The organism is Calothrix rhizosoleniae SC01, assembly GCF_900185595.1.
In the GTDB taxonomy this organism is placed as follows: domain Bacteria; phylum Cyanobacteriota; class Cyanobacteriia; order Cyanobacteriales; family Nostocaceae; genus Calothrix_A; species Calothrix_A rhizosoleniae.
The window spans coordinates 1-21,216 of record NZ_FYBH01000156.1 but is presented as its reverse complement, the minus strand read 5'-3'; the positions used below and the strand labels follow the sequence as shown (position 1 = coordinate 21,216).

Annotated in this window: 13 protein-coding genes; 7 read left to right on the top strand and 6 right to left on the bottom strand. The window is 37.4% G+C overall.

Annotated features, from left to right (window positions below; all coding sequences use genetic code 11):
• Nucleotides 1–30: 30 nt before the first annotated feature.
• Nucleotides 31–1,086, bottom strand: a complete 1,056-nt coding sequence (locus tag CALSC_RS09215) for a HEAT repeat domain-containing protein (protein ID WP_159460590.1) — start codon at nucleotides 1,084–1,086, stop codon at nucleotides 31–33.
• A gap of 276 nt (nucleotides 1,087–1,362) precedes the next feature.
• Between CALSC_RS09215 and CALSC_RS09210 the strand changes: the two genes are divergently transcribed.
• Nucleotides 1,363–1,734 (top strand): DUF2237 family protein, encoded by a 372-nt coding sequence (locus CALSC_RS09210; RefSeq protein WP_088241062.1) that lies wholly within the window; start codon nucleotides 1,363–1,365, stop codon nucleotides 1,732–1,734.
• 75 nt (nucleotides 1,735–1,809) lie between these two features.
• Here CALSC_RS09210 and ttcA read toward each other — a convergent pair whose 3' ends face one another.
• The 4 genes from ttcA to prfC form a co-directional block, all read right to left on the bottom strand.
• Nucleotides 1,810–2,625 carry a tRNA 2-thiocytidine(32) synthetase TtcA gene (ttcA, locus tag CALSC_RS09205; protein WP_088241061.1) on the bottom strand — a complete coding sequence of 272 codons (816 nt, stop codon included), beginning with the start codon at nucleotides 2,623–2,625 and terminating at the stop codon, nucleotides 1,810–1,812.
• A gap of 304 nt (nucleotides 2,626–2,929) precedes the next feature.
• On the bottom strand, nucleotides 2,930–3,907 hold the full coding sequence (locus tag CALSC_RS09200; RefSeq protein ID WP_088241060.1) for a sucrase ferredoxin: 978 nt from the start codon (nucleotides 3,905–3,907) through the stop codon (nucleotides 2,930–2,932).
• A gap of 1,374 nt (nucleotides 3,908–5,281) precedes the next feature.
• Complete coding sequence (locus tag CALSC_RS09195; RefSeq protein ID WP_088241059.1) at nucleotides 5,282–7,567, bottom strand: M48 family metalloprotease; 2,286 nt, start codon at nucleotides 7,565–7,567, stop codon at nucleotides 5,282–5,284.
• A 248-nt stretch (nucleotides 7,568–7,815) separates the two neighbouring features.
• On the bottom strand, nucleotides 7,816–9,441 hold the full coding sequence (gene prfC / locus CALSC_RS09190) for a peptide chain release factor 3 (protein WP_088241058.1): 1,626 nt from the start codon (nucleotides 9,439–9,441) through the stop codon (nucleotides 7,816–7,818).
• 142 nt (nucleotides 9,442–9,583) lie between these two features.
• Here prfC and CALSC_RS09185 point away from each other — a divergent pair, with 142 nt between their 5' ends.
• Nucleotides 9,584–9,925 carry a DUF4870 domain-containing protein gene (locus CALSC_RS09185; protein WP_088241057.1) on the top strand — a complete coding sequence of 114 codons (342 nt, stop codon included), beginning with the start codon at nucleotides 9,584–9,586 and terminating at the stop codon, nucleotides 9,923–9,925.
• Between the two features lie 1,302 nt (nucleotides 9,926–11,227).
• Here CALSC_RS09185 and CALSC_RS09180 read toward each other — a convergent pair.
• On the bottom strand, nucleotides 11,228–12,397 hold the full coding sequence (locus tag CALSC_RS09180) for an aminotransferase class V-fold PLP-dependent enzyme (RefSeq protein ID WP_088241056.1): 1,170 nt from the start codon (nucleotides 12,395–12,397) through the stop codon (nucleotides 11,228–11,230).
• 535 nt (nucleotides 12,398–12,932) lie between these two features.
• Here CALSC_RS09180 and CALSC_RS09175 point away from each other — a divergent pair.
• The 5 genes from CALSC_RS09175 to CALSC_RS09155 form a co-directional block, all read left to right on the top strand.
• Nucleotides 12,933–14,360, top strand: coding sequence for a calcium-binding protein (locus CALSC_RS09175; RefSeq protein ID WP_088241055.1), 1,428 nt, complete (start codon nucleotides 12,933–12,935; stop codon nucleotides 14,358–14,360).
• Between the two features lie 589 nt (nucleotides 14,361–14,949).
• Complete coding sequence (locus CALSC_RS09170; protein ID WP_088241054.1) at nucleotides 14,950–16,398, top strand: TM0106 family RecB-like putative nuclease; 1,449 nt, start codon at nucleotides 14,950–14,952, stop codon at nucleotides 16,396–16,398.
• A gap of 67 nt (nucleotides 16,399–16,465) precedes the next feature.
• Complete coding sequence (locus CALSC_RS09165; protein ID WP_088241053.1) at nucleotides 16,466–17,641, top strand: esterase-like activity of phytase family protein; 1,176 nt, start codon at nucleotides 16,466–16,468, stop codon at nucleotides 17,639–17,641.
• Nucleotides 17,642–18,038: 397 nt separating this feature from the next.
• On the top strand, nucleotides 18,039–19,655 hold the full coding sequence (locus CALSC_RS09160) for a serine/threonine protein kinase (RefSeq protein ID WP_088241052.1): 1,617 nt from the start codon (nucleotides 18,039–18,041) through the stop codon (nucleotides 19,653–19,655).
• Nucleotides 19,656–19,822: 167 nt separating this feature from the next.
• The coding region (locus CALSC_RS09155; protein WP_235006736.1) for a serine/threonine protein kinase at nucleotides 19,823–21,216 on the top strand (1,394 nt) is incomplete at its 3' end.

Here is a 21,216-nt window from a genome sequence, read left to right as displayed (position 1 = left end):
CTTATTACTTATTACTTGTTACTTATTACTTTACCAAGATCCCCATTTTACTGGTTGCACATTTTGGTTTTTCTTTGCTTTGATGATTTTAAAACCACGTTGTTTAGCCCATTGTCTAGCTGCATTTTCTAATCTATTTTCACGACTATTGAGATAAGCCAATGCCATATTTTTATTGCCCTTGGTATTGAGAATTTTTACTAAATCATTAATCACTTCTTTATCACCAAGGTTAATAAAGGCATAGAGGCTATTTTGAATTTTGCGGTAATTTTTTGATTGAATATCTTGGATTAAGATTTTTTTTGTTGTGTCCCAATCTTGTCTTAATTCTTCACCTTTTCTTTGGGAAACTAAGAAATGAATTTTATCTATATCTGACTCTGGCTCCCAGTTCAATTTTGTTAAAGCTTGTCCGACAAATTTATTAGAATACCAGTCAGTTAAATTTTGTTTGAGTGGTTCAATGGCTTTGCTATCACCAATTGTTCCTAAAGCAGCAGCCGCATTTAACCGCATCACTGGATTACTATCTTTGAGTCCTTTAATTAATGGAGCAACCGCAGGAGTGCCAATTTTGGTAAATACTCCTCTCAAAGGAAGATTGATTTTTTTCAATTCCGGCATTAAAGATTGCAGGACTTTGGCATCGGTTTGAGCAATTTGTGCTAAGGCTGTTTGAGCTGCATTTCTAACTTTGGGAACTTTATCTTTTAAAGTTTTAAGTAAGGGTTGAACTGCACTAGTATCTTTTATTTTACCTAAGGCGATCGCAGCATTCTCGCGAACATTTTTATCCTGATCATTGAGAGATGTAATTAATGGTTGGACAGCTTGTTTTTCTCCTATATTACCCAGTGCTTCAGCCGCTTGGGAAGATAAAGAATCTTGCTTTTGTAATAGAGATATTAACTCAGTCACATTTTTTTCAGATTCCAATTTCTGAACTTGAGAATTTTTCCGATCACAGGCTGTGGTAGTTATTAATAGTAAACCTAGCAATACAGGTATTGCTTTAGTCGCAATATTATATTTACGTAATCCTTTTTGTCTGGTGGCAATAGGTGTAATTGATTTCATAGTCATCAACATATCTTTAATGATGCAATCAGTTAACTTTTCTCTGGATTTAGACAGCTATACAAAATAGTCATTTTGCACAATTGACTAGTTTTACTATGAAACTACAAAAGAAATTTACAGTATTTCGGTTAATATCATTATTTAGTAGTTACTGGTGCGGTTAAACTACTAAAGAAAGTTGAGAGTTGACAAAGAAAATTAGCAAATCGTGCAAATACCCCTAGGTTAATTATAAAATGCGATCGCAATCTAGAATCAACTCCTCAAGGATCAAAAATCATGAGTACAGATGCAAAAAATGTTCTGGGAAGCAAGTTAGAAGTTTGCTGTACCTCACCGATGACAGGTTTTTACCGTAATGGCTGCTGCGAAACAGGATTTCAAGATACTGGTACTCACGTCATTTGTGCTCAAGTTACGGAAGAGTTTTTGATGTATACAAAGTCCCAAGGGAATGATTTAAGTACTCCAGTACCAATGTTTGACTTTCCAGGCTTAAAACCAGGGGATAAATGGTGTTTGTGTGCTTCTAGATGGCAGGAAGCATGGGAAAATGGTATGGCTCCACCTGTAGTTTTGTCTGCAACCCATGAAGTGGCTTTAGAATATGTTCCCTTGGAAGTTTTACAAGAGTATGCTACTCAGGAGTAATATCACTCCCACTACGGATTTATTTTAGGGGCGCAATGCTTGCGCCTTTGTCACAGTTGAAATTATTTTCAGAAATCAGCTTATCTCCTTATCCCCATTATTCCCCAAGTTAGCAAAATCAAATAACTGGTTATCTGCAAGGTGTGAAGGACTAACATTTTGCAGACTACGAAATAAACTATCAATCCTACCAGGAGATTCTTGTTCCCAAGTTCGTAGCATTTGCTTTATCTGGGCTCTTTGTAAATTCTCCTGGGAGCCACAAAGATTACAAGGAATAATGGGAAATTTTTTGATATCTGCATACCGTTGAATGTCATCTTCAGGACAGTAAGCCAAGGGTCGAATTACTATATGCTGTCCATCATCATTCAATAACTTTGGAGGCATGGCTTTGAGTCTACCACCATGAAACATATTTAAGAATAGGGTTTCTACTATATCATCACGATGATGACCCAAAGCTATTTTAGTCGCACCTGCTTCTTTCGCCACCCGATAGAGAATACCACGACGCAAACGGGAGCATAAACCACACATGGTTTTCCCTTCCGGAATTACATTTTTAACAATGCTGTAAGTATCTTCCTCTACTATCAAGTAATCCACTCCCAAGGACTTTAAATATTCGGGTAGTACTTGTTCAGGGAAATCTGGCTGTTTTTGGTCTAAATTAACTGCTAAGATTTCAAACTTGATGGGAGCGCGACGTTGTAAGCTTAATAATATATCGAGCATGGTATAGGAGTCTTTACCCCCAGAAAGACAAACCATAATGCGATCGCTATCTTCAACCATATTGTAATCGCGGATTGCCTTGCCTACCAAACTACGCAGTCTTTCTTCTAGTTTTTTGGAGGACTTAGAAGGAAACACCTTCGTCGCTTCCATAACATTTCTCCCGAGTATTACGAAGCTTATTGTAGTGTTTTCTTTCCATAAACCTCAAGCCATAGCATACTTCCTAGAGAGCAGAAAACACTACAGATGAAACATCACCTATTTACTGTCAGTTAAAGGAACACCAAAAAATAAATTACCCAATTTCTGGACTTGAACTACTTGCTTCACTCCCCCTGCTCCCCTTCAGGTTGCGCTACTTTCTACAACACGCTTAACCCGCGCAAAGCAGTGGCTTACCTGCTCCCTGCTCCTCTGCATTCCAATTGATTGATTATTTTTTATTTGGAAGTCCCTAAGCAGTATAATTGATAGCCGATTGAGATGTCAGCCATAAGTTATCCAAGGCATATTTCACAAAAATAGATTCTTGTGTAGCATTACAAGAACTTTTCACACTTACAGTTTTAGCCTCATTTTTAACCAACTTTGCCAGGTAATTATAGACATACCCATAGGGCTCTTCCACAATTAACTCAACTTCCACAGTACTATTGTCTGTACTTTGGTCAATGATTTTGGCAGCAACTTTGTTATTAAACCACTTCCAACCATACTTAAGCAGTAATTCTAGCTCTAAAACTTGCAGTGGTTTTGGTAAAATTCCCCAACCACGATAAACTTGGCGCAAGCTTTTAATATCCCCTGTGCGAGTCAAAATTGATTGACACAGTTCCCTAGAAAGGTTTCCGTAGTATCTCCCTTCTGGCATATCTATCATTGTAGGTGCAAAACGATGCCCACCAAAATGACTAGAACGCCAAATACGAATATTATCCAATCCTAAATCCGCAATTGCAGCTTGAGTATGGAAGTAGAAAGGATTACCATATCTAGCACAACACTTATCGTGACTGCCATGAGTACATACTAGAATATCTCTCTTTTTCGGTATTTCTAGCTCGCAATCATGATGTCTACGCCATAACCATTTTTTTATTGTTGTTGCTACTTTTTCAATATTTTCTAGCCGAAATTCTTGCTGGCGATAGCCATTACTAATTCCTATTTTTTTCTGATAAATTAATAAAGTTGTTTCCTTCTTTTTATGGGACAGTTCATTGGCAATCAACAAAAATGATATCGGTAATTTTTGACTTTTGATTTCCGCGACTAATTTTTGTAGATTCTCTGGCACCCATCGAGAATAAAATGCTTTATTATGCCAGGGAGTTGGACATTCTATCAAAATATAAGTTTCATAGTTATTAGCAGTGCCAATAATTTCTTCTCCTAATTGACGGGAGTTGTCGGAACAAAAAAACGTGTTCATTGCAACTTAGTTCACTAATGAATTTGATGGACAAAATAGACGATAATAATTTGCTACTGTTATTCTCTAAATTAACCTTGTAATATGCCATAGCAATGCTATTGGCGACACAAACTACTCCTAGCATAATGTATTAAAATTTACTTTGATTGAACATAAATCCGATCCAAAAATAATTTTCAAATTTTCTTTTATTAACTAAGAGATTCATAAACAGAATGTATATTTCCGGAACTTGTATTTATTTATATGTACAAAAAATATATATACAAATTTTATGGGAACACAGCACAAGATTTATCTTATGTAAATAAATATACTTTATTTGTATGAGGCAATCAAACGCTAATGCTATTGCAAGACTTATGTACTAAGGTTAATTGATAACTCAACTCTTCAGTGTGAATGGTTTTAGTTAAGTTGTTTTTTATTCTTACTCTATCGAGTTGATGTTACTTGTTACTCTGACATAATTTACTCTTCACTATTTTGATGCTTTCGACCCTTGAACAGGATATATCTTCGTCTCTGGTCAAACTGTAATAGAACTTCGGAAAAAAATCAACTAATTGAGAATCTTTATAATTACTATAGAAGAATAGGAGTTAAGAAAACCTTATGATAATAGGGTTTAAGTGATTAGATAGATTTCCTTAAGTTTCTTTCGCCCTCTCTAGCTAATAGATAATAATTGTCATTATCTTGCCAGTACTGCTCTTTTGGAAAGATAGCACTACGCATATACGTTAAGACATTGTTGAAGATCCAAACCTATGAGCAGTAAACTTGGAATCATGGAAAAATAAGTAGTGCAAGGGTCTGGCTTGATATTTCCCAAACGTGGGTAATACCATTTCTCTAAATCCTGGCTACAGATAATTATCCCCCTGCTCCCCTTCGGATTGTGCCACTTGCTACAACACGCTTAACCCCTAAGGGTTGCGCCACTTGACGGCAGTTGACGGCAGTTGCTACAAGTCGGGGAACCCGCCCAACGCACTGCCTCCTTTATGCCGGGAAACCCGTCCACCGCAATGGTTTACCGCGCAACGCAGTGGCTTACCTGCTCCCTGCTCCCTGTTGTCCATGTGTAGTTTTATTTTGAAGAATTGCTATAAGATGCCCACACTAGCTTGAAAATAGGGGTTAAGTTTTAGGGAAAAGAGATTTTCGTGCGTCTTGGTGTACGCAGTTCATAACGGTTACTTTTTCAATTTATTTTTACGCGAATACTTGTTACTTGCGCGTAGCGCTATACCTGCAACCTGCTGTAACATAACTGATATATTGCACTTGGGCTATTAGCGCGGAGAGTGTCAAATTGGATGATTGGTGTTCACATTTCCCTGATTGAAAATCTGCAACCTATTGTTATTAACCAATTAGTAGCAGATATGCACCCCAAGCAGTTGCAGCGACTGCTACCACTATGGAAAAAATTGGATGAGGGCTATTAATAGTTTTACCACTTTGGGTTTTTAAGGTATGAATATCAATCCACGGAGTCGCACCACGTCTTACCCAACCCGTGAGAATAACTTGTCGTCCAATCCAATCTTGAGGGTTAGCGCTTGTACCCCACCAGGGAATATGGTGTAATTTTACTAAGCCCATGGAGGAACGTAAAATCAGGTCTTGTCCTAGGGAATTACTTATTCCTTGACGACCTAAAAGTGTACCAACTAACTCAACACGAATACTATCAATTGGTAAAGCAGTGGGGTTACTGAGGAAACTGAGTAAGTGTTCTTCGGTTTGGATATTACTAGGCTTAATGTCAGGGAAGAAAAAATTTATTCTCACCAGAATACCAATACTCAGACCTATTAGCATACAACCCCAGACAAAAGTCCAGTCATCATATATCCACTTGAGATTTAACCAGTTAATAGCATAGGCAATTTGCCAAGTTAATCCAATCAAACCAGCAAAAATAATGCCTATGGGGATTCCCAGCCAAGGAGAAATATGTAAGAAAAAAGATTGGGGTTTTAATTGCAAAGATTTTCGGGCTTCAATATTAATTTCGGTGGGAATATGCCAATGATGAGCTATTTGACATAAATTTTGGATGCGATCGCCCATTAAAGGATGGCTATTATTCATAGTAAACCATCGTCTATAGGGATTGAGATAATCCCACATCAAAAAAGATTCAAAGGAAACTTGAGGAGCTATACTACCTAAACTAATGCTTTGGTGGTAGCTAACAGGGATAAGTAAATTCAAGCTTTCTAATTGCCAACTAGTATGTGCCTGTTTTTCAATATCCTTGGCTATCCCCATTGCAATCTTCAATAAGGCTCTTGTCAAAGCATTGGGATTACCAGTAGTATCACAAGCCACGCGATCGCTATGGTAAAGTCGGAGTTGGGATAATAATAAAGCAGTGCTGCTGATTACATACCACACCCCATACACCAGACTACTGCAAACACTTACCACTTTTCTTACCCAAGATAAGGAAATTTTATCTCCCCAAATAGATACTTTTTGGTATAACTTGTGAACTGGTATGGTAACCAACATAACTAAAGATATAACTGCAACATCCCAGTGACAAATATGTCCTAATTCGCTGGCATAAATAGCGGCAATTTCCTCAATTTCCAGTTGTTCTAATAAACCTTGACTAACTACAATGCGAGCAGTGCGAGGTAAATTCCCGTAGGAAAAGGCTATGGGTGCAGTTATAGGTAAAATTTTTAACTGGGGAAAATTCCATCTTCGTTGCTGAGAAAAGCGATGTATAACTCGGATTGCTTCATGACTGTATCGATTAAGAATATCTTTATCTAAAGGCTTTTGACCATACCATTGTTTCAATAACCAATCTAAACCCCACGGTGAAATTCCTAGGGTAATTACTAGTAATAGTAGTAATAAATTACTGGGGTCACTATATAAAATTTGTAAGGGTTGTAAAACAGGTAATTTGAATAAAATATCGTTAGTTGTCCCCATGAACCATTTGATGAGTTCTCGGAGAATCCAAAACAAAACTAAAAATGTTGCGAACGTCAGCAGTCGCAAGGGAATCAAATTAATGGGATTTAGAGGCTGCCAAACTTTCGCCCTACCTGCTTTTCGCCACTTAACTGTTTTAACTGTTGTGGTTTGACGGTTTGTAGGTGAAAACTTGTTGACAGGTTTTTCGGGTTTCCCTTTACCCACATTACCAACTCCTATATTTATATTCGGAGGAGGAGGTGGTGGTGGTGGGAGTGGTAGCTTGATGACTGATTCTGGAGGCGGAACAGAAGGATTTTCAGATGGTGGTAATACTGGTGGTAGTGCTGCTGGTAGTATTGCCTTTGGTGGGGAGGATGATGAGTTATCAAAGGGAACAAATCCCGTATCCCCGAGGGGAGGAGCAACTTCTGTTGGGTGACTAATGCTCAACTGACTTAGGGTATTTTTTGCCCACTGTTGGACTTGTGAATTATCGCTTTGAGCTAAAGTTTCGCACAAAGAAATTGCCAGAGGAATATTACCACTCCGGGTATAAGCAATAACTAATCCTATTTGAGCTTGCAAATGAGTGGGACTGACTTCTGTTTTGGCAACAACTGCTTCTAAAGTTGCGATCGCACCTTGATAATCTCCTTGATTGAGAGCAGCTAATCCAGCCTCCAGAGAGGATTGGGGATGTGAAGACATATAGCTTCTGACATTGGTATTTGTGTTTAATTTACCCAAATTGGGATAAAGGTTTGCCAAACAATTTGGGATTTTGAAAAACAGATAATACCATTTTAGATTTTAGATTTTAGATTTTGGATTGTAAAAGAGTTGCTACATAAGCTTTTCTTTTTTTCCATCTGTCGCAATCATTTTTCTCTCTTGGTATTGAATTTGAGATTATTTATTTCTTCCATCCCTCCATCCCTCCATCCCTCCTTAACTCATTATGAGGTTGGTTGTTTTCCAGAAACCACTGGAGCAATGGCACTTAATTTCAAATCTGGATGATCTGCTTGCAATTGTTGGCAATTCCATTCATTGCGGAATAGTAACACAGGTCGCTCCATACTGTCTTTAACGGTAGTAGTATTGAAAATACGCCCCACTTTTTCCAAGGCTTCCCAACCACCATCAACCCAACGGGCAACACTGTAGGGCAATACATCTAATATTGTTTCTATTCCATACTCATTTTGTAAGCGGAACTGTACCACCTCTAATTGTAGTTGACCAACAGCGGCCAAAATGGGATCCCGTTTGGCTTCATCCACTGAGTACATAATTTGTACTGCCCCTTCTTCCCGCAATTCTGATACACCTTTTTGGAATTGTTTGAATTTGGAGGGGTTGGGGTTTCTGAGCATGGCAAATAGTTCGGGGGAAAAGTAGGGAATTCCCTCATATTCCAATTTTTTCCCAGTGTAAATAGTATCACCAATGGCAAAGACACCAGGGTTATTTAAACCAATTACATCCCCAGGATAGGCTGTATCAATGGAAGCTCGTTCTTGGGCGAAAAGTTTTTGAGGACGGGACAGGCGAATATTTTTACCAGTCCGGGCATGATTCACTGTCATATCTTTTTCAAACTTACCCGTACAAACACGAATAAATGCTACGCGATCGCGGTGTTTCGGATCCATGTTTGCTTGCAGTTTAAACACAAACCCCGAAAACTCTGGATAAGTGGGAGGAATTTCTCCCATGGTACTATTGCGAACTCCTGGTTTGAGGGCATACTCCAAAAAGTTCTGCAAAAACAACTCTACCCCAAAGTTGGTCATGGCACTACCAAAAAATACCGGGGTCATTTTCCCTTGATGAATTAAGGATAAATCGAACTCTTCCCCTACCCCTTCTAAAAGTTCAATCTCATTTTTGAGTTGATAATAAAGGTCTTGTTCTAATAGCTCCTCAATTTTGGCATCGCCCAAATCAACTATTGTATCTAATGCTTCCCGGCTACCGTGGGCGCTGCGTTCAAACAGGTGAATCTTTTCTTGATGGCGATCATATATACCTTTAAAGCGATCGCCCATACCAATGGGCCAATTGACAGCATAGGTCTTTAAACCTAATTCTTGCTCGATTTCATCTAATAATTCTAGGGGTTCTCTACCGGGGCGATCAAGTTTATTCACAAAGGTGAAAATGGGAATACCTCGTAACTTGCAAACCTCAAACAACTTTCTTGTCTGGGGTTCCAAACCTTTAGCCGCATCAATTAGCATCACCGCATTATCAGCCGCCGCCAAAGTCCGATAGGTATCTTCACTAAAGTCTTGGTGTCCGGGGGTATCTAACAAATTAATTTGACAGTTTTGGTATACAAATTGCAATACGGTGGAAGTAATAGAAATGCCCCGTTGCTGTTCCATTGCCATCCAGTCAGAAGTCGCCTTGCGCTGTGCCCGTCTTGCTTTTACCGAACCAGCCTCATGAATAGCACCTCCATATAATAAAAGTTTTTCTGTGAGCGTCGTTTTACCTGCGTCTGGGTGGGAAATAATGGCAAAATTACGCCGATGTTCAACTGCTTGATGTATTTCTGTCTGAAGTTCAGTTGACATAATCAAGTTTATTTGTTCCTTTCTGAAAGTTAGCTTAGTTTATTCTTGTTTTAGGCAGTCTTTTAATATTAATGCAATAAAGCAAGGATGCTCATGAACAGTTCGTAATATAATCAATAAATTGATAAGAGGAAATTGAACAATGTACGATACTGAAGAGCGAAAGCTTTTATCAGCACTGTGTCATGGTTCTGTATTTTTTAGCACTAGTTTTGTATCCGTTGTTTTGCCACTGGCTATTCTCTTCATAATTAATGATTCTGTGGTCAAATCTAATGCCAAAGAAGCGATAAATTTCCACTTGAATGTTTGGTTTTATGGAGTAATGATTACAGCTTTAATTTGGGTAACTTTGGGTTTACTATTCCCTTTGGCATGGTTAGGATTTTTACTCCATTGGGGATTAACTATTTGGGCATTATTCTATGTCTTGACAAAAGCAGAAAAATCTTTCCGTTACCCCTTTATTTTTCGACTATTGTAACTGGTAGACTATGTGGATTAATTTATGCCATGAAATAAAAAATAGCTGGCTAATCCCATGCATGATAGTTTTGGAGTCAATAGTTTGTCTTTTGTTTTGAGTTACTACATAATCTCTCATTCTGCAATTAACTTCAACAAGTTAATCTTAGTAGATGAAGCTATATGACTAGACCAAAAATAAAAATGAAATATCAATGATATCACCTGTGAGTCTGCTTAAATTAGTAGGCTTATTTTATTAAACCTTTTGCTGATAAGGATTTACATAGGTCATGGCTATGTCAGTAAGTAATTTTAAAGTTATCTAATCAAACTACATTTATCAAATCAAATTAGGTTTATATACAATTGAATCCGCAATAAACAATAAATTTAATCTCGAAAAATTAATAAATCATATTTGATGCTGTATTCACAATGCCCATAATAACAATTATCAATAAATAGTCACAATAAACGATGAATGAGGTCGTATTCATTTTACCTAATTATAGCAGTGAGCAATTATTTTTTCCTATCTATTTTATGGAGTATAGGCAACCTGTACAATAAAAAAATTGCTCCATTGTATTGCAGTTATAAGTGTAAAGGAACGTCAGTATTCCATGATTAAAGCTGCTGCCTTTAATGGTTGGATTGATGAAGAAAGAGTAGTCAGGAAGAAGCAGGGGAGCAGGGAGCAGGGGAGAAACCCCATACATGAATGTAGAGAGCAGCGCAGTCTTGGGGGTCTCTCCCATGAGCGACTGCGGAGGGCTTGAAATAGTTATGCAGTGGGGTCTTGGGGAGCCAGCGTTGTAGACAGGGTTCCCGTCGCAGACGACTGGCGTTGGTTTCCCCATGAGCGACTGCATCAAGAAAGGAATTATTGAGAAAGAGTACTTATGCATCGCGGCACAATTATTTCTAATTTTTCCACAAATAAATTTGGAGGCTTGTATCCTTTTCTTTTTCGGTCAGGGATTAGGGAGAAATAAGTTTTAATTACCCTTTGAGTGTTAGATTACATCTGAGGCAAAATAAGTGTTAGGGATTGAGGAATAGGGAAGAGATTGTAATATTCACAGATGGTATTTCTTCATCACCTAACACCCAAACCCAAACCCTATCTCCATTTCAAGCTTCTTGTCACCCTCTGAGCTAATATCTAATTAGATATCTCCGGAAATGAGATATTAACCCTAGTTCTAAAAGGCTTTTATATCCTTTTTCGGAGATACCTATTGTGAAAAACCTGCTCTTGTGAAAGATCCTTCTATCCCTAACTTCCTCTAAGGTTTGATCAATATTTTCAGGTGCTTCACTCCATACTCCATTCCTTGATTAATTCTACCAGCCGATCCATTTCCGATTCTGAAGTAAAGTAGTGTACACAAGGACGAACACAGCAGGGGTTAACAATCACACGGACAAATGAGCCTTGAGACTCTAAAAACTCGACTAGTCGAACCACAGTTTGAGGCTTATTATCCCCAACTTGGAAGGATACCAAACCACTTTCTGGGGGTTTAGTCCGCAAGCACTTTACATCTGGTAATCCTGACAATCGTCGCCAAAGGTACTCAGCATTGATGCAAATTTGCTGATAGCGTTCTTCTGCTGTCCCCCATTCTTGATGAAAAGCGATCGCTTTCTTCAATCCTGAATATAGAGGATAGTTAGATGTCGCTACCTCATAACGTTGTCCATCAGGATGCCAACCTATAGGTTTGTCTTGGCTATCTGTAATTATGCTACGCCAACCAATAAAAGTAGGTCTGAGATTATCTTTAGTCTCTTTTTTTACATATAATCCCCCCACACCTTCGGGACCACATAGCCACTTGTGCCCTGTAAAGGCATAAAAATCAACCCCAGATGCCTGCAAATCCAAAGGCAACATTCCCACAGATTGGGCAGCATCCACCAACAACAAAGATTGATTACTATGGCATACTTCCGTAATCTTATCTAGGGGTAAAAGCTGTCCGGTATTCCATAGCACATGGCTTAAAACTACCAAGCGAGTTTTGGGGCGCAAATATTCGCGAATTACTGCCACCGGGTCTTTGTCATTTAAAGATGACATCAAGGGAAAAGTGGTCACCTCCACCCCAAACCTATGGCTAATTTCCTGGGCGATCGCCACAACTCCAGAATGTTCGCAATCTGACAATAACATATGGTCGCCAGCTTGCCAATCAAGACCCCACATGGCGATATTACAGCCAACGGTCACATCTTCTGTAATAGTAACAGTATCTTCTGAAACATTTAATTCCGATGCGATCGCTAATCTTAATGCTACTTTCTCTGTTTCAAGCCAATTTTTTACTTCATAGCCAAAGGGACCCATTTTTTGAATGTAAGCTTGCGTTTCAGCGATAGCATTCATTACTACCTGGGACATTGGTCCTTGACCGCCATAATTAAAGTAATTTTTATTTGCTAATGCTGGAAACTGCTGACGGTAATCATGTAATTGAGTCATAGGAGTTCTGAATCACGCCTGATGTGAATAAAATAAGTCTCCCATCAAATGGGAAGTGTGGGGAGTGTGGGGAGTGTGGGGAGAAAATAACTTTTTCTTGTTATTATTAACCAGGCATAGTTCCCTTGATGGGGTACTCGGTATAGAGAGGGGGGCTTTCAGTTTCTGGTAAGCCTTAACAATAATAAGCTTAAGTGAAGGCAAATTCTAGAGATACCGAGAGTGTTTTTTATACTTATAAATAATATTACTTATACTTGATTACCATTCATCAAATGCGAGAAGTTTGTATAGAATCGGAACTCGGGTTTATTCGTATTTGACTTGTGTAATAAATATCATTTGTGTTATTATTCTATTTACGTAGAATAGTAGTGTCACAGTAATTTTTCACCAAACTATTTTCTACAAAGTATATATAGCATCTATTTCAGACAATAAATTTTTTTTAAACTAGGGATATCTAGCGATGTATAAATTCGCTAAACAAAAGTAGATTTGAAAACATATAACCATTGATTAAGGAATATTTATCATGGCAACAACAATTGGAATGAATGGATTTGGTAACGATATTATATTACTTGCCACCGATGAGGAAGCTGTATTTGGAGATACAGATGGTGTCTTAAATAACAATCAACAAGGTGGCAAAGACTTTGTATACATAGCAGGAAATGATAATCGCATCTCCGGTGATGGTCAAGAAATTATAGATACGGCTGAAGGTGGAAATGACATACTCATAGCTATAGGAGATGGTAATGCTCTAACAGGGGATGCTGTTACTGATATTTCTGGCGAGGGTAAAGGTGGCAACGATATACTCACACTCAGAGGAAATGGTAGCCAGTTTTCTGGGGATGCTTTCGGTAATCTATCTGACAAAGCTACAGGTGGAAATGACACACTCATAGCCAGAGGAGACTTTAATGGTCTTTTTGGTGATGCTGCTAGTCGTATGTTCGATGAGGCTAAAGGAGGAGATGACACACTCACAGCTATAGGAGATGGTAATGGGCTAGCTGGGGATGCTTTCCGTGGTATGGGGGATAATTCCCTTAATATGGAGGATAAGCCTAAAGATAAGCCTCAAGGAGGAAATGATACACTCACAGCTATAGGAGATAATAATGACCTAAGCGGCGATACCTTAAGTTCAATGTTCAATCATTCTCAAGGAGGAAATGACACACTCACAGCTATAGGAGATAATAACACCCCAATTGGCGATGCTTTCTTGATTACGGACAACGCCAAAGGTGGAAATGACACACTCACAGCTATAGGAGATGATAATCAACTAGCCGGCGATGCTTTCTTTATGACGGACAACGCCAAAGGTGGAAATGACACACTCATAGCCAGAGGAGATGGTAATCGACTAATCGGCGATGCCCTAGATGAGATGTCCAATGAGGCTAAAGGTGGAAATGACACACTCACAGCTATAGGAAATGGTAACAACACCTTAATCGGCGATGCTTTCTCGATGACGGGCAACGCCACAGGGGGAGATGATACACTTGAGGGTGGTGACGGCAATGATACCCTGTTTGGTGATGGTCAATTCATGGATTCTGGGGTTCTTGGCGGCAACGACACACTAAAAGGTGGCAAGGGAGATGATACTTTATTCGGTACTGTTAGAGGTTTCGGAGAAGTAGATGAACTTATAGGTGGCGATGGTGCTGATACCTTTGCTCTGGGGGATAGTAACCAAGCTTTTTATATCGGCAATGGCAATGCAGATTATGCCTTAATTAAGGATTTTGACTTCAATGAACAGGATAAAATCCAACTCTCTGGCAATTTTACCGACTACTTTATGGGATCAGTGAGTGGATCACCTAGTGGGGTAGGAATATTTCAAGGATCTACCAACGACTTGATTGGGATTGTCCAAGGAGTTTCAGTGGATGATCTAGTTCTGACAGATAATTCTGTATTTGATTATGTTTAACATTTTCCAGTTTTACAAAAAATCAGATTGTGAACTACCCACAGGGCGTAATGTTGTTTACTTACGATAATAAATTTTTAGAGTCAAAAAATCTTACAAAATTTAGGTTGTGTCAAATTATCTCAAACCCAATTTTTCACCTATAAAGTTGAACTGAAAACCTTATGGGTAAGCTTACCCTGACTTTTCCAAAAAGTTGGGGTTCTTTTTGCTAGAGCACCGATGCAAATAATGTTTGCGACACATACATTTTTCGTAGGGAACATCTACACTCTTTTGGTATATAAAATTATCTGACTGGTACCGTGTCCCTTATTATTAGGTGAGAGAGGGGAGTATGGTTAGGAACAGACAGGGGAGCAGAGAATAAGGGAGCAAGGGAAAAAAATATCCCCACACTCCCCTCTCCCACAGAATTGAAACTGTTCAGGGCAGGGTGTTGGAGATAGTGTATAGAGTGTGGTGTTGATAGATATTCAGCAACTTTTATGAAATTTAGTAGCATATCCTTGATTTATGTAACCAAATATTTGACTTTAGTTATCTGAATTTGTCCCCACAAGACACATTTTACTGTTAGCTTAAGAGAATGTTTATTAGTGCCGAACTACTACTGCAATACCAACGCTGTAAGCGCCGACCTTTTTTAGACATTCGCGGTGAAAAAAGGTGGCGAGACACTGGGAATGATTTAATCAAAAAGTTACAACAAGATAAAATTATTCATCAAAAGAGGATATTGACTCAGTTTAACTATAAAAAACCAAAATATCCTCGCAGGGAATGGCATCTTGCCCATCAAGCAACTTTAGAATTAATGCAGCTTGGTGTGGATAGTATTTATCAAGGTGTGATGATTGCCAATTATGCTCCAGGATGCACTTTGGTGAGTCGTCCCCATTTATTAATCAAGCAGCAGGGAAAATCCTTGTTTGGAGATTGGCAGTATGCTCCAGCTAATATTGAATTAGGGAAGCGACCCAAGCAAGAATATCAAGTAGTAATAGCTTTTCATGCTCAGGTATTGGCAGAAATACAACAATCAGAAGTTGATTGCGCTTGGTTAATGTTACGGGGAAAAGATGGGAGCTATCTGGTGGATTTAAGCAAATGGATTCCCCAGATGGAAATTATTTTAGAAGAATTTATTCATAGTCTGAAGCAAGATGAAGCGCCAGAGATGTTTATTTCTCGCCAACGCTGTAGTCTTTGTCATTGGCATCATGATTGTTATGCGATCGCAAAATCGAATCAGCACCTATCTCTTTTACCTGGGGTCACACCAGTTCGCTACACTCAACTCCAAGAATTAAATATTACTACCCCAGAATCCCTGGCTGAAACAAGTCCTGCTGTATTGGAAAACCTAGTTGGTTTTGATAACCAAGTAGCATCAAAATTAATCTTACAGGCTCAATCTGTACTGGAAAATCGTCCCTTACTTTTACCATTTAATCCTGAAATCCATAATATGGAATTTCAACATGCCGTTGAGCTATATTTTGATATTGAAGCACAACCAGACTTGAATTTAAATTATTTGTTGGGAGTTTTGGTTGTTGATAAACAAAATCATACAGAACAATTTTATTCTTTTTTAGCTGAAAAACCAGAAGATGAAGAATTAGTTTGGCAGCAATTTCTGGATTTAGTCTGGCAATATCCCCAAGCACCCATTTACCATTTTTGTGTCTACGAATTTGATACGGTCAAACGATTGGGGAAACTTTATCGTACCCCGAAAGCATCCGTATCACCAGTACTCAACCGATTTGTGGATATATATGAACATTTGATCCAAAATGTTGCCTTACCAGTGGAAAGTTATGCCTTAAAAGCGATCGCTCGTTGGTTAGGATTTGAATGGCGTAATCCAGAAGCTAGTGGAGCTAAGTGTATTTACTGGTATGATGAGTGGCTAAAAACAGGCGATCGAGAATTATTAGAAATTATCCAACTCTATAATGAAGATGATTGCCGAGCCACCCTCAGTGTCAAAGATTGGCTATTCCAATTCTTCCAAAAACAATCTCATTAATAGCTATATTCCCAGGCATAGCGCTACGCGCGAGTAATAAGTAACAAGTAAACAGTCATAGATTGTAATGAAACTAATGAGAAAAATTTGGTCTTTGCCAAAAATTATTTACCTTTTTATTCCAATATTAGTTATTAGCATTATATTCATTAATATGCCTGCTCCAGCAGCAGAAATAACTGGCATCGACTTTATTGGACATGCAAATTTACCTACAGGCTTATCCTTTAAGAAAACTGAAGTAGGAGGATTATCAGGAATTACTTACGATGCCAAGAAGAACCTCTACTACGCCATATCAGATGACCGTAGCCAAAAATCTCCAGCTCGTTTCTATAGCCTTAAAATCGATCTGAGTCAAGGTGTACTCAAACCCAAAGGTGTGAAACCTGTTGGTGTTACCACATTATTGAATTCACAAGGTAAAAGTTTTCCGAATCGTACTATCGATGCAGAAGGTATTGCCTTAACCAATAATGGAACTGTCTATATTTCCTCTGAAGGTGATGTGGAAAAATCAATTAAACCATTTATTAAAGAATTTTCCCTAGCTTCTGGGAAAGAATTGAACTCTCTACCCATCCCTAAAAAATTTTTACCGACTAATAATGGGAAACAAGGCATTCGTAATAATCTTGCTTTTGAAAGTCTTACCATTACCTCTAATCAGCAGCATTTATTTACAGCCAGTGAAAATGCCCTAATTCAAGATGGTACAGAAGCAAAACCTAAAATTAATACTTCTTGTCGCATTTTGCAATACAATTTACTCACCAAACAACCAGAAAAAGAATTTCTTTATCAGACTCAGCCTGTAACCCCACTTTTCAATATCTCTCGTTTCTTTGCCAGTGGACTACCAGATTTATTAGCTGTAGATGATAGGGGAAATTTCCTCAGTATAGAGCGTTCTCTCACCGGCTTAGGCTTTTCCATTGGTCTTTACCAAGTTTCTTTGGAAGGAGCTACTGATATTAGTCAAGTGGACAGTCTTTTACAAGCAAAATCCCAAAACATCAAACCTGTAAGGAAAAAACTACTGTTCGACTTGAGAAAGTTGGATGTATTATTAGATAATATCGAAGGATTAACCCTTGGTCCTAAATTACCTGGAGGGCATCGCTCATTAATCCTGATTAGCGACAATAATTTCCAATCACTGCAAAAAACTCAAATTTTAGCCTTTCGACTGAAGGTAGAATCTCCTCTCATCAGATTATTACGACGCTTACGTTTAAGATAATTTCTCAGTTTTATCACTAATTTCCCAGAGAATTAGGTACTAATTACTAGTCAGTATATACACTGATTCATTTCAAGATTAATAGTAATATTTTTGTCCAATTCCGTGTAATTTCTCATCCATCTATCTGAAGAAATATGTTACACCATGTTTACAAGCTTCATGAGTTTGTAAACTATTTTTTATCTAAAAATATTTCTATTAATTTCATAGATATATTATAAATTACGCATATGAATTTAGAAATCTGGATCTTTCGTAGATTTGTTTTGTAAAAACTAAAAATTTATCATCATCACCAGACTTACTGGTATCAGCCCTATACACAAATTAAATATATAAATTAAATATTTTTCTATTATTAGTAGAAATTCATTTCTAATAGTCACATACAAAGATGTTGAAGACAAGTATTCATGAAACTGTAATGCAAGGAATAGAATCAGACAGTTATATTGGAACTTTTTTAAATAACCGCTACTTAATTAGAGATATAATTGGCAAAGGAGGAATGGGAAAGGTTTATATTGCCGAGGATGTGGTTAAAGGCGGTATGCCAGTAGCAGTAAAAGTTCTCTATATGAGTTTGGCAAATCAACAAATTTCTCAACGCTTTGCTAGGGAGATTTTTATTGGTTCCCAATTAGGACGTAAAAGTCAACATATTGTGCGTGTATTAGGCTATGGAATTACTGAAGAAAGTATTCCATTTTATGTCATGGAATATCTTCAAGGTAAAAATCTCAAACAGATACTTAAAACTCAACCTTTAACAATAGAGCAGTTTTTAGATCCATGTATTCAAATTTGTTTGGGTTTACAATGTGCTCATGAAGGAGTTAATCTCAAAGGTAAAATTATACCTGTAATCCACCGAGATATTAAACCAGAAAATATATTTTTTTCTGAGGATGAAAAATTTGGTTCTGTAGTCAAAATATTAGATTTTGCCATTGCCAAATTTATGACAGAACGTGCTGGAATGACATTAACAGAATCTTTTGTTGGTAGTCTACCCTACTGTTCGCCCGAACATATGGAAGGACGTAAATTATTAGATGGACGTTCTGACATTTATAGTTTGGGTGTAATCATGTTTGAAATGTTGACTGGTAAGCATCCTTTTTTCTCAAAAACCCAGTCCTTCGGAGATTGGTATCAAGCACACCATTTTCAAACCCCTCCTAATCTGGAAGAAATTAATCCTCAATTAGAAGTTCCCAGAAAATTAAATCAATTAGTTATGCAATGCTTATCGAAAGAAGTAGATGAGCGCCCTCAAAATATTACCAGTATTTTAAATACTTTAAAAGAAATAAAACATGGTATAAATAATCCATCTGCTGGTAGTGCTTCCACTCAACAGTCTGATTCTGTTCAATTAATACCAACCACTGTATTAACTGAGAAAGAATGCTGGCAGCAACATTGGCCAAGCAATAAGCCATTAAAAGCTATTGGTTTTCCTCATATTTTAAACACTCAAAAAGGCTCAATTCCAACTTTTTGGGCAATGTTACCCCAGGAAGAAATTTCCACTTTTCTGAATGCGAATACATTGACTGAATTCATTTCCAATATAAATATATATCCTATGATTCTATGGGGTATTATAGTCTATAATGAAGGTTCTACATTTCATCGTTGTCTTTCCTATTATCTAGATTTAAAGTCTAACAGTAACAAAGTAGATAAAATAATTAGTAAACTAGCTGAGACTGGCTATTACCATTTATTACTTTTTTCTTTAGAAAAACCAAGCAAATGTTCTCATGTAATAAATATATCTCTTACTACAAATCAAAGGAAAGAATTAGCATTCTATATAGAAAATAAACATACATATAGTGCATCGATATCGAATCATCAATCAAAATCTAATTTGAAATTTCAATACGACCAATTACGAAAAAGATTTGCTAACAATCTTCAATCTAAGCAACAACGAAAACATATAAATTTTCCAGACTGGATATCTAAATTTACACGTTTAATTTTTTTTTGGCGATCTTAATCAATATAAAGGGAAAAGCTTATCAAATTTATTGATAAAAAATATATTGTGAATATTAGATTATTTACAATTTAAATAAATAAAATATGAAAACTAAATGTAATTAGAACTAAATTATTTCTAGTGCCTATCTGTAAATAATCAGGTATTTTTATGAGGATATTAGGGTGAACAAAGATGCAAAAAAGTTACCAAATAATATTGATACTTCCCATACTCAATTGATAGCCAATAGATATGAATTGAATCAATTAATTGGTAAAGGAGGAATGGGTGAAGTTTTTTTAGCCAATGATATTTTATTAGGAGGAGTATCGGTTGCTATTAAGTTTCTGTCTCAAACTATTGCAGATCAATATCAACAACGGTATTTTGCCCGTGAAGCCCGGATTTCTGCTGCCCTCAGCCAAAAAAGTCTGCACATTGTTAAAGTAACTGATTATGGGATCAGCGAAGCAGGTAAACCCTTTTATGTGATGGAATATTTATCAGGCAAAAATTTAAGGGATTTAATGCCCATGTCTTTGCCTATGTTTATTTCTCTGACTAAGCAAATATGTTTGGGCTTGCAATGTGCCCACCAAGGTATTACTATTGACGGTCATTTATATCCTATTATTCATAGAGATATTAAACCAGAAAATATATTAGTAGTTCCCAATGGGATGTTGGGTCAACTGGTTAAAATTTTAGACTTTGGTATTGCTAAATTCTTAAATCATAGTATTACATATTCCATCAGTCTGGGTTTTAATGGCACTGTATGTTACAGCTCTCCAGAACAGCTAGATGGTGGAGAATTAGATAGTAGATCGGATATTTATAGTTTGGGAGCGATCATGTTTGAAATGCTCACCAACGAGAAACCGTGGCAGATTGCATCTGAATCTTTAGGTGCATGGTATAAGGTTCATCAATTTACAGCTCCACGGAAAATTTCAGATTTGCAGTTGGGGCTAAATGTTCCTCAGCAAATTGAAGATGTAATTATGGCTTGTCTGGCAAAATCAGCCAAAGAACGTCCTCAAAATATTGCCGAAATTATTAGTGTATTAGATAGTGTGGTTGCTGAAGAACAACCAGTACCAGCACCAGCACCGATGCAAATTGGCTTGACAGATGTTGATAATCAAGAAGATGCCACCAGTAGTACTTTTTCATGTACTCCGACTATGGCTGCGGAAGTGGGATTATCTGTAGAACAAGCTTGTAGTCAGTTAGTTTGGCCTCAGAGTAAACCAATTCAGGAAATAGTTTTTCCTAAATTAATTGAAACTCAAACCAAAAATATTACGACCCTATGGGTAATGTTATCTCAAGAAGAGATCGCTAATCATTCAGTATCACAGCGTTATAGTAAATTGATTTTTCTGGCATCTCCCCACCCAATGTTGTTGTGGTTGACAGTACTTTATCATCCAAGGTATGGCCCTAAGTGGTTACCATCCTATTTGGATATGCAAAATTACTATAACCGTCAATTATTATCTTCTCTAGTTATAAATGAGCAATATCCAGTTATTTTCTTTACTTTAGAGCCGCTTCATTACTGCGCTCATGT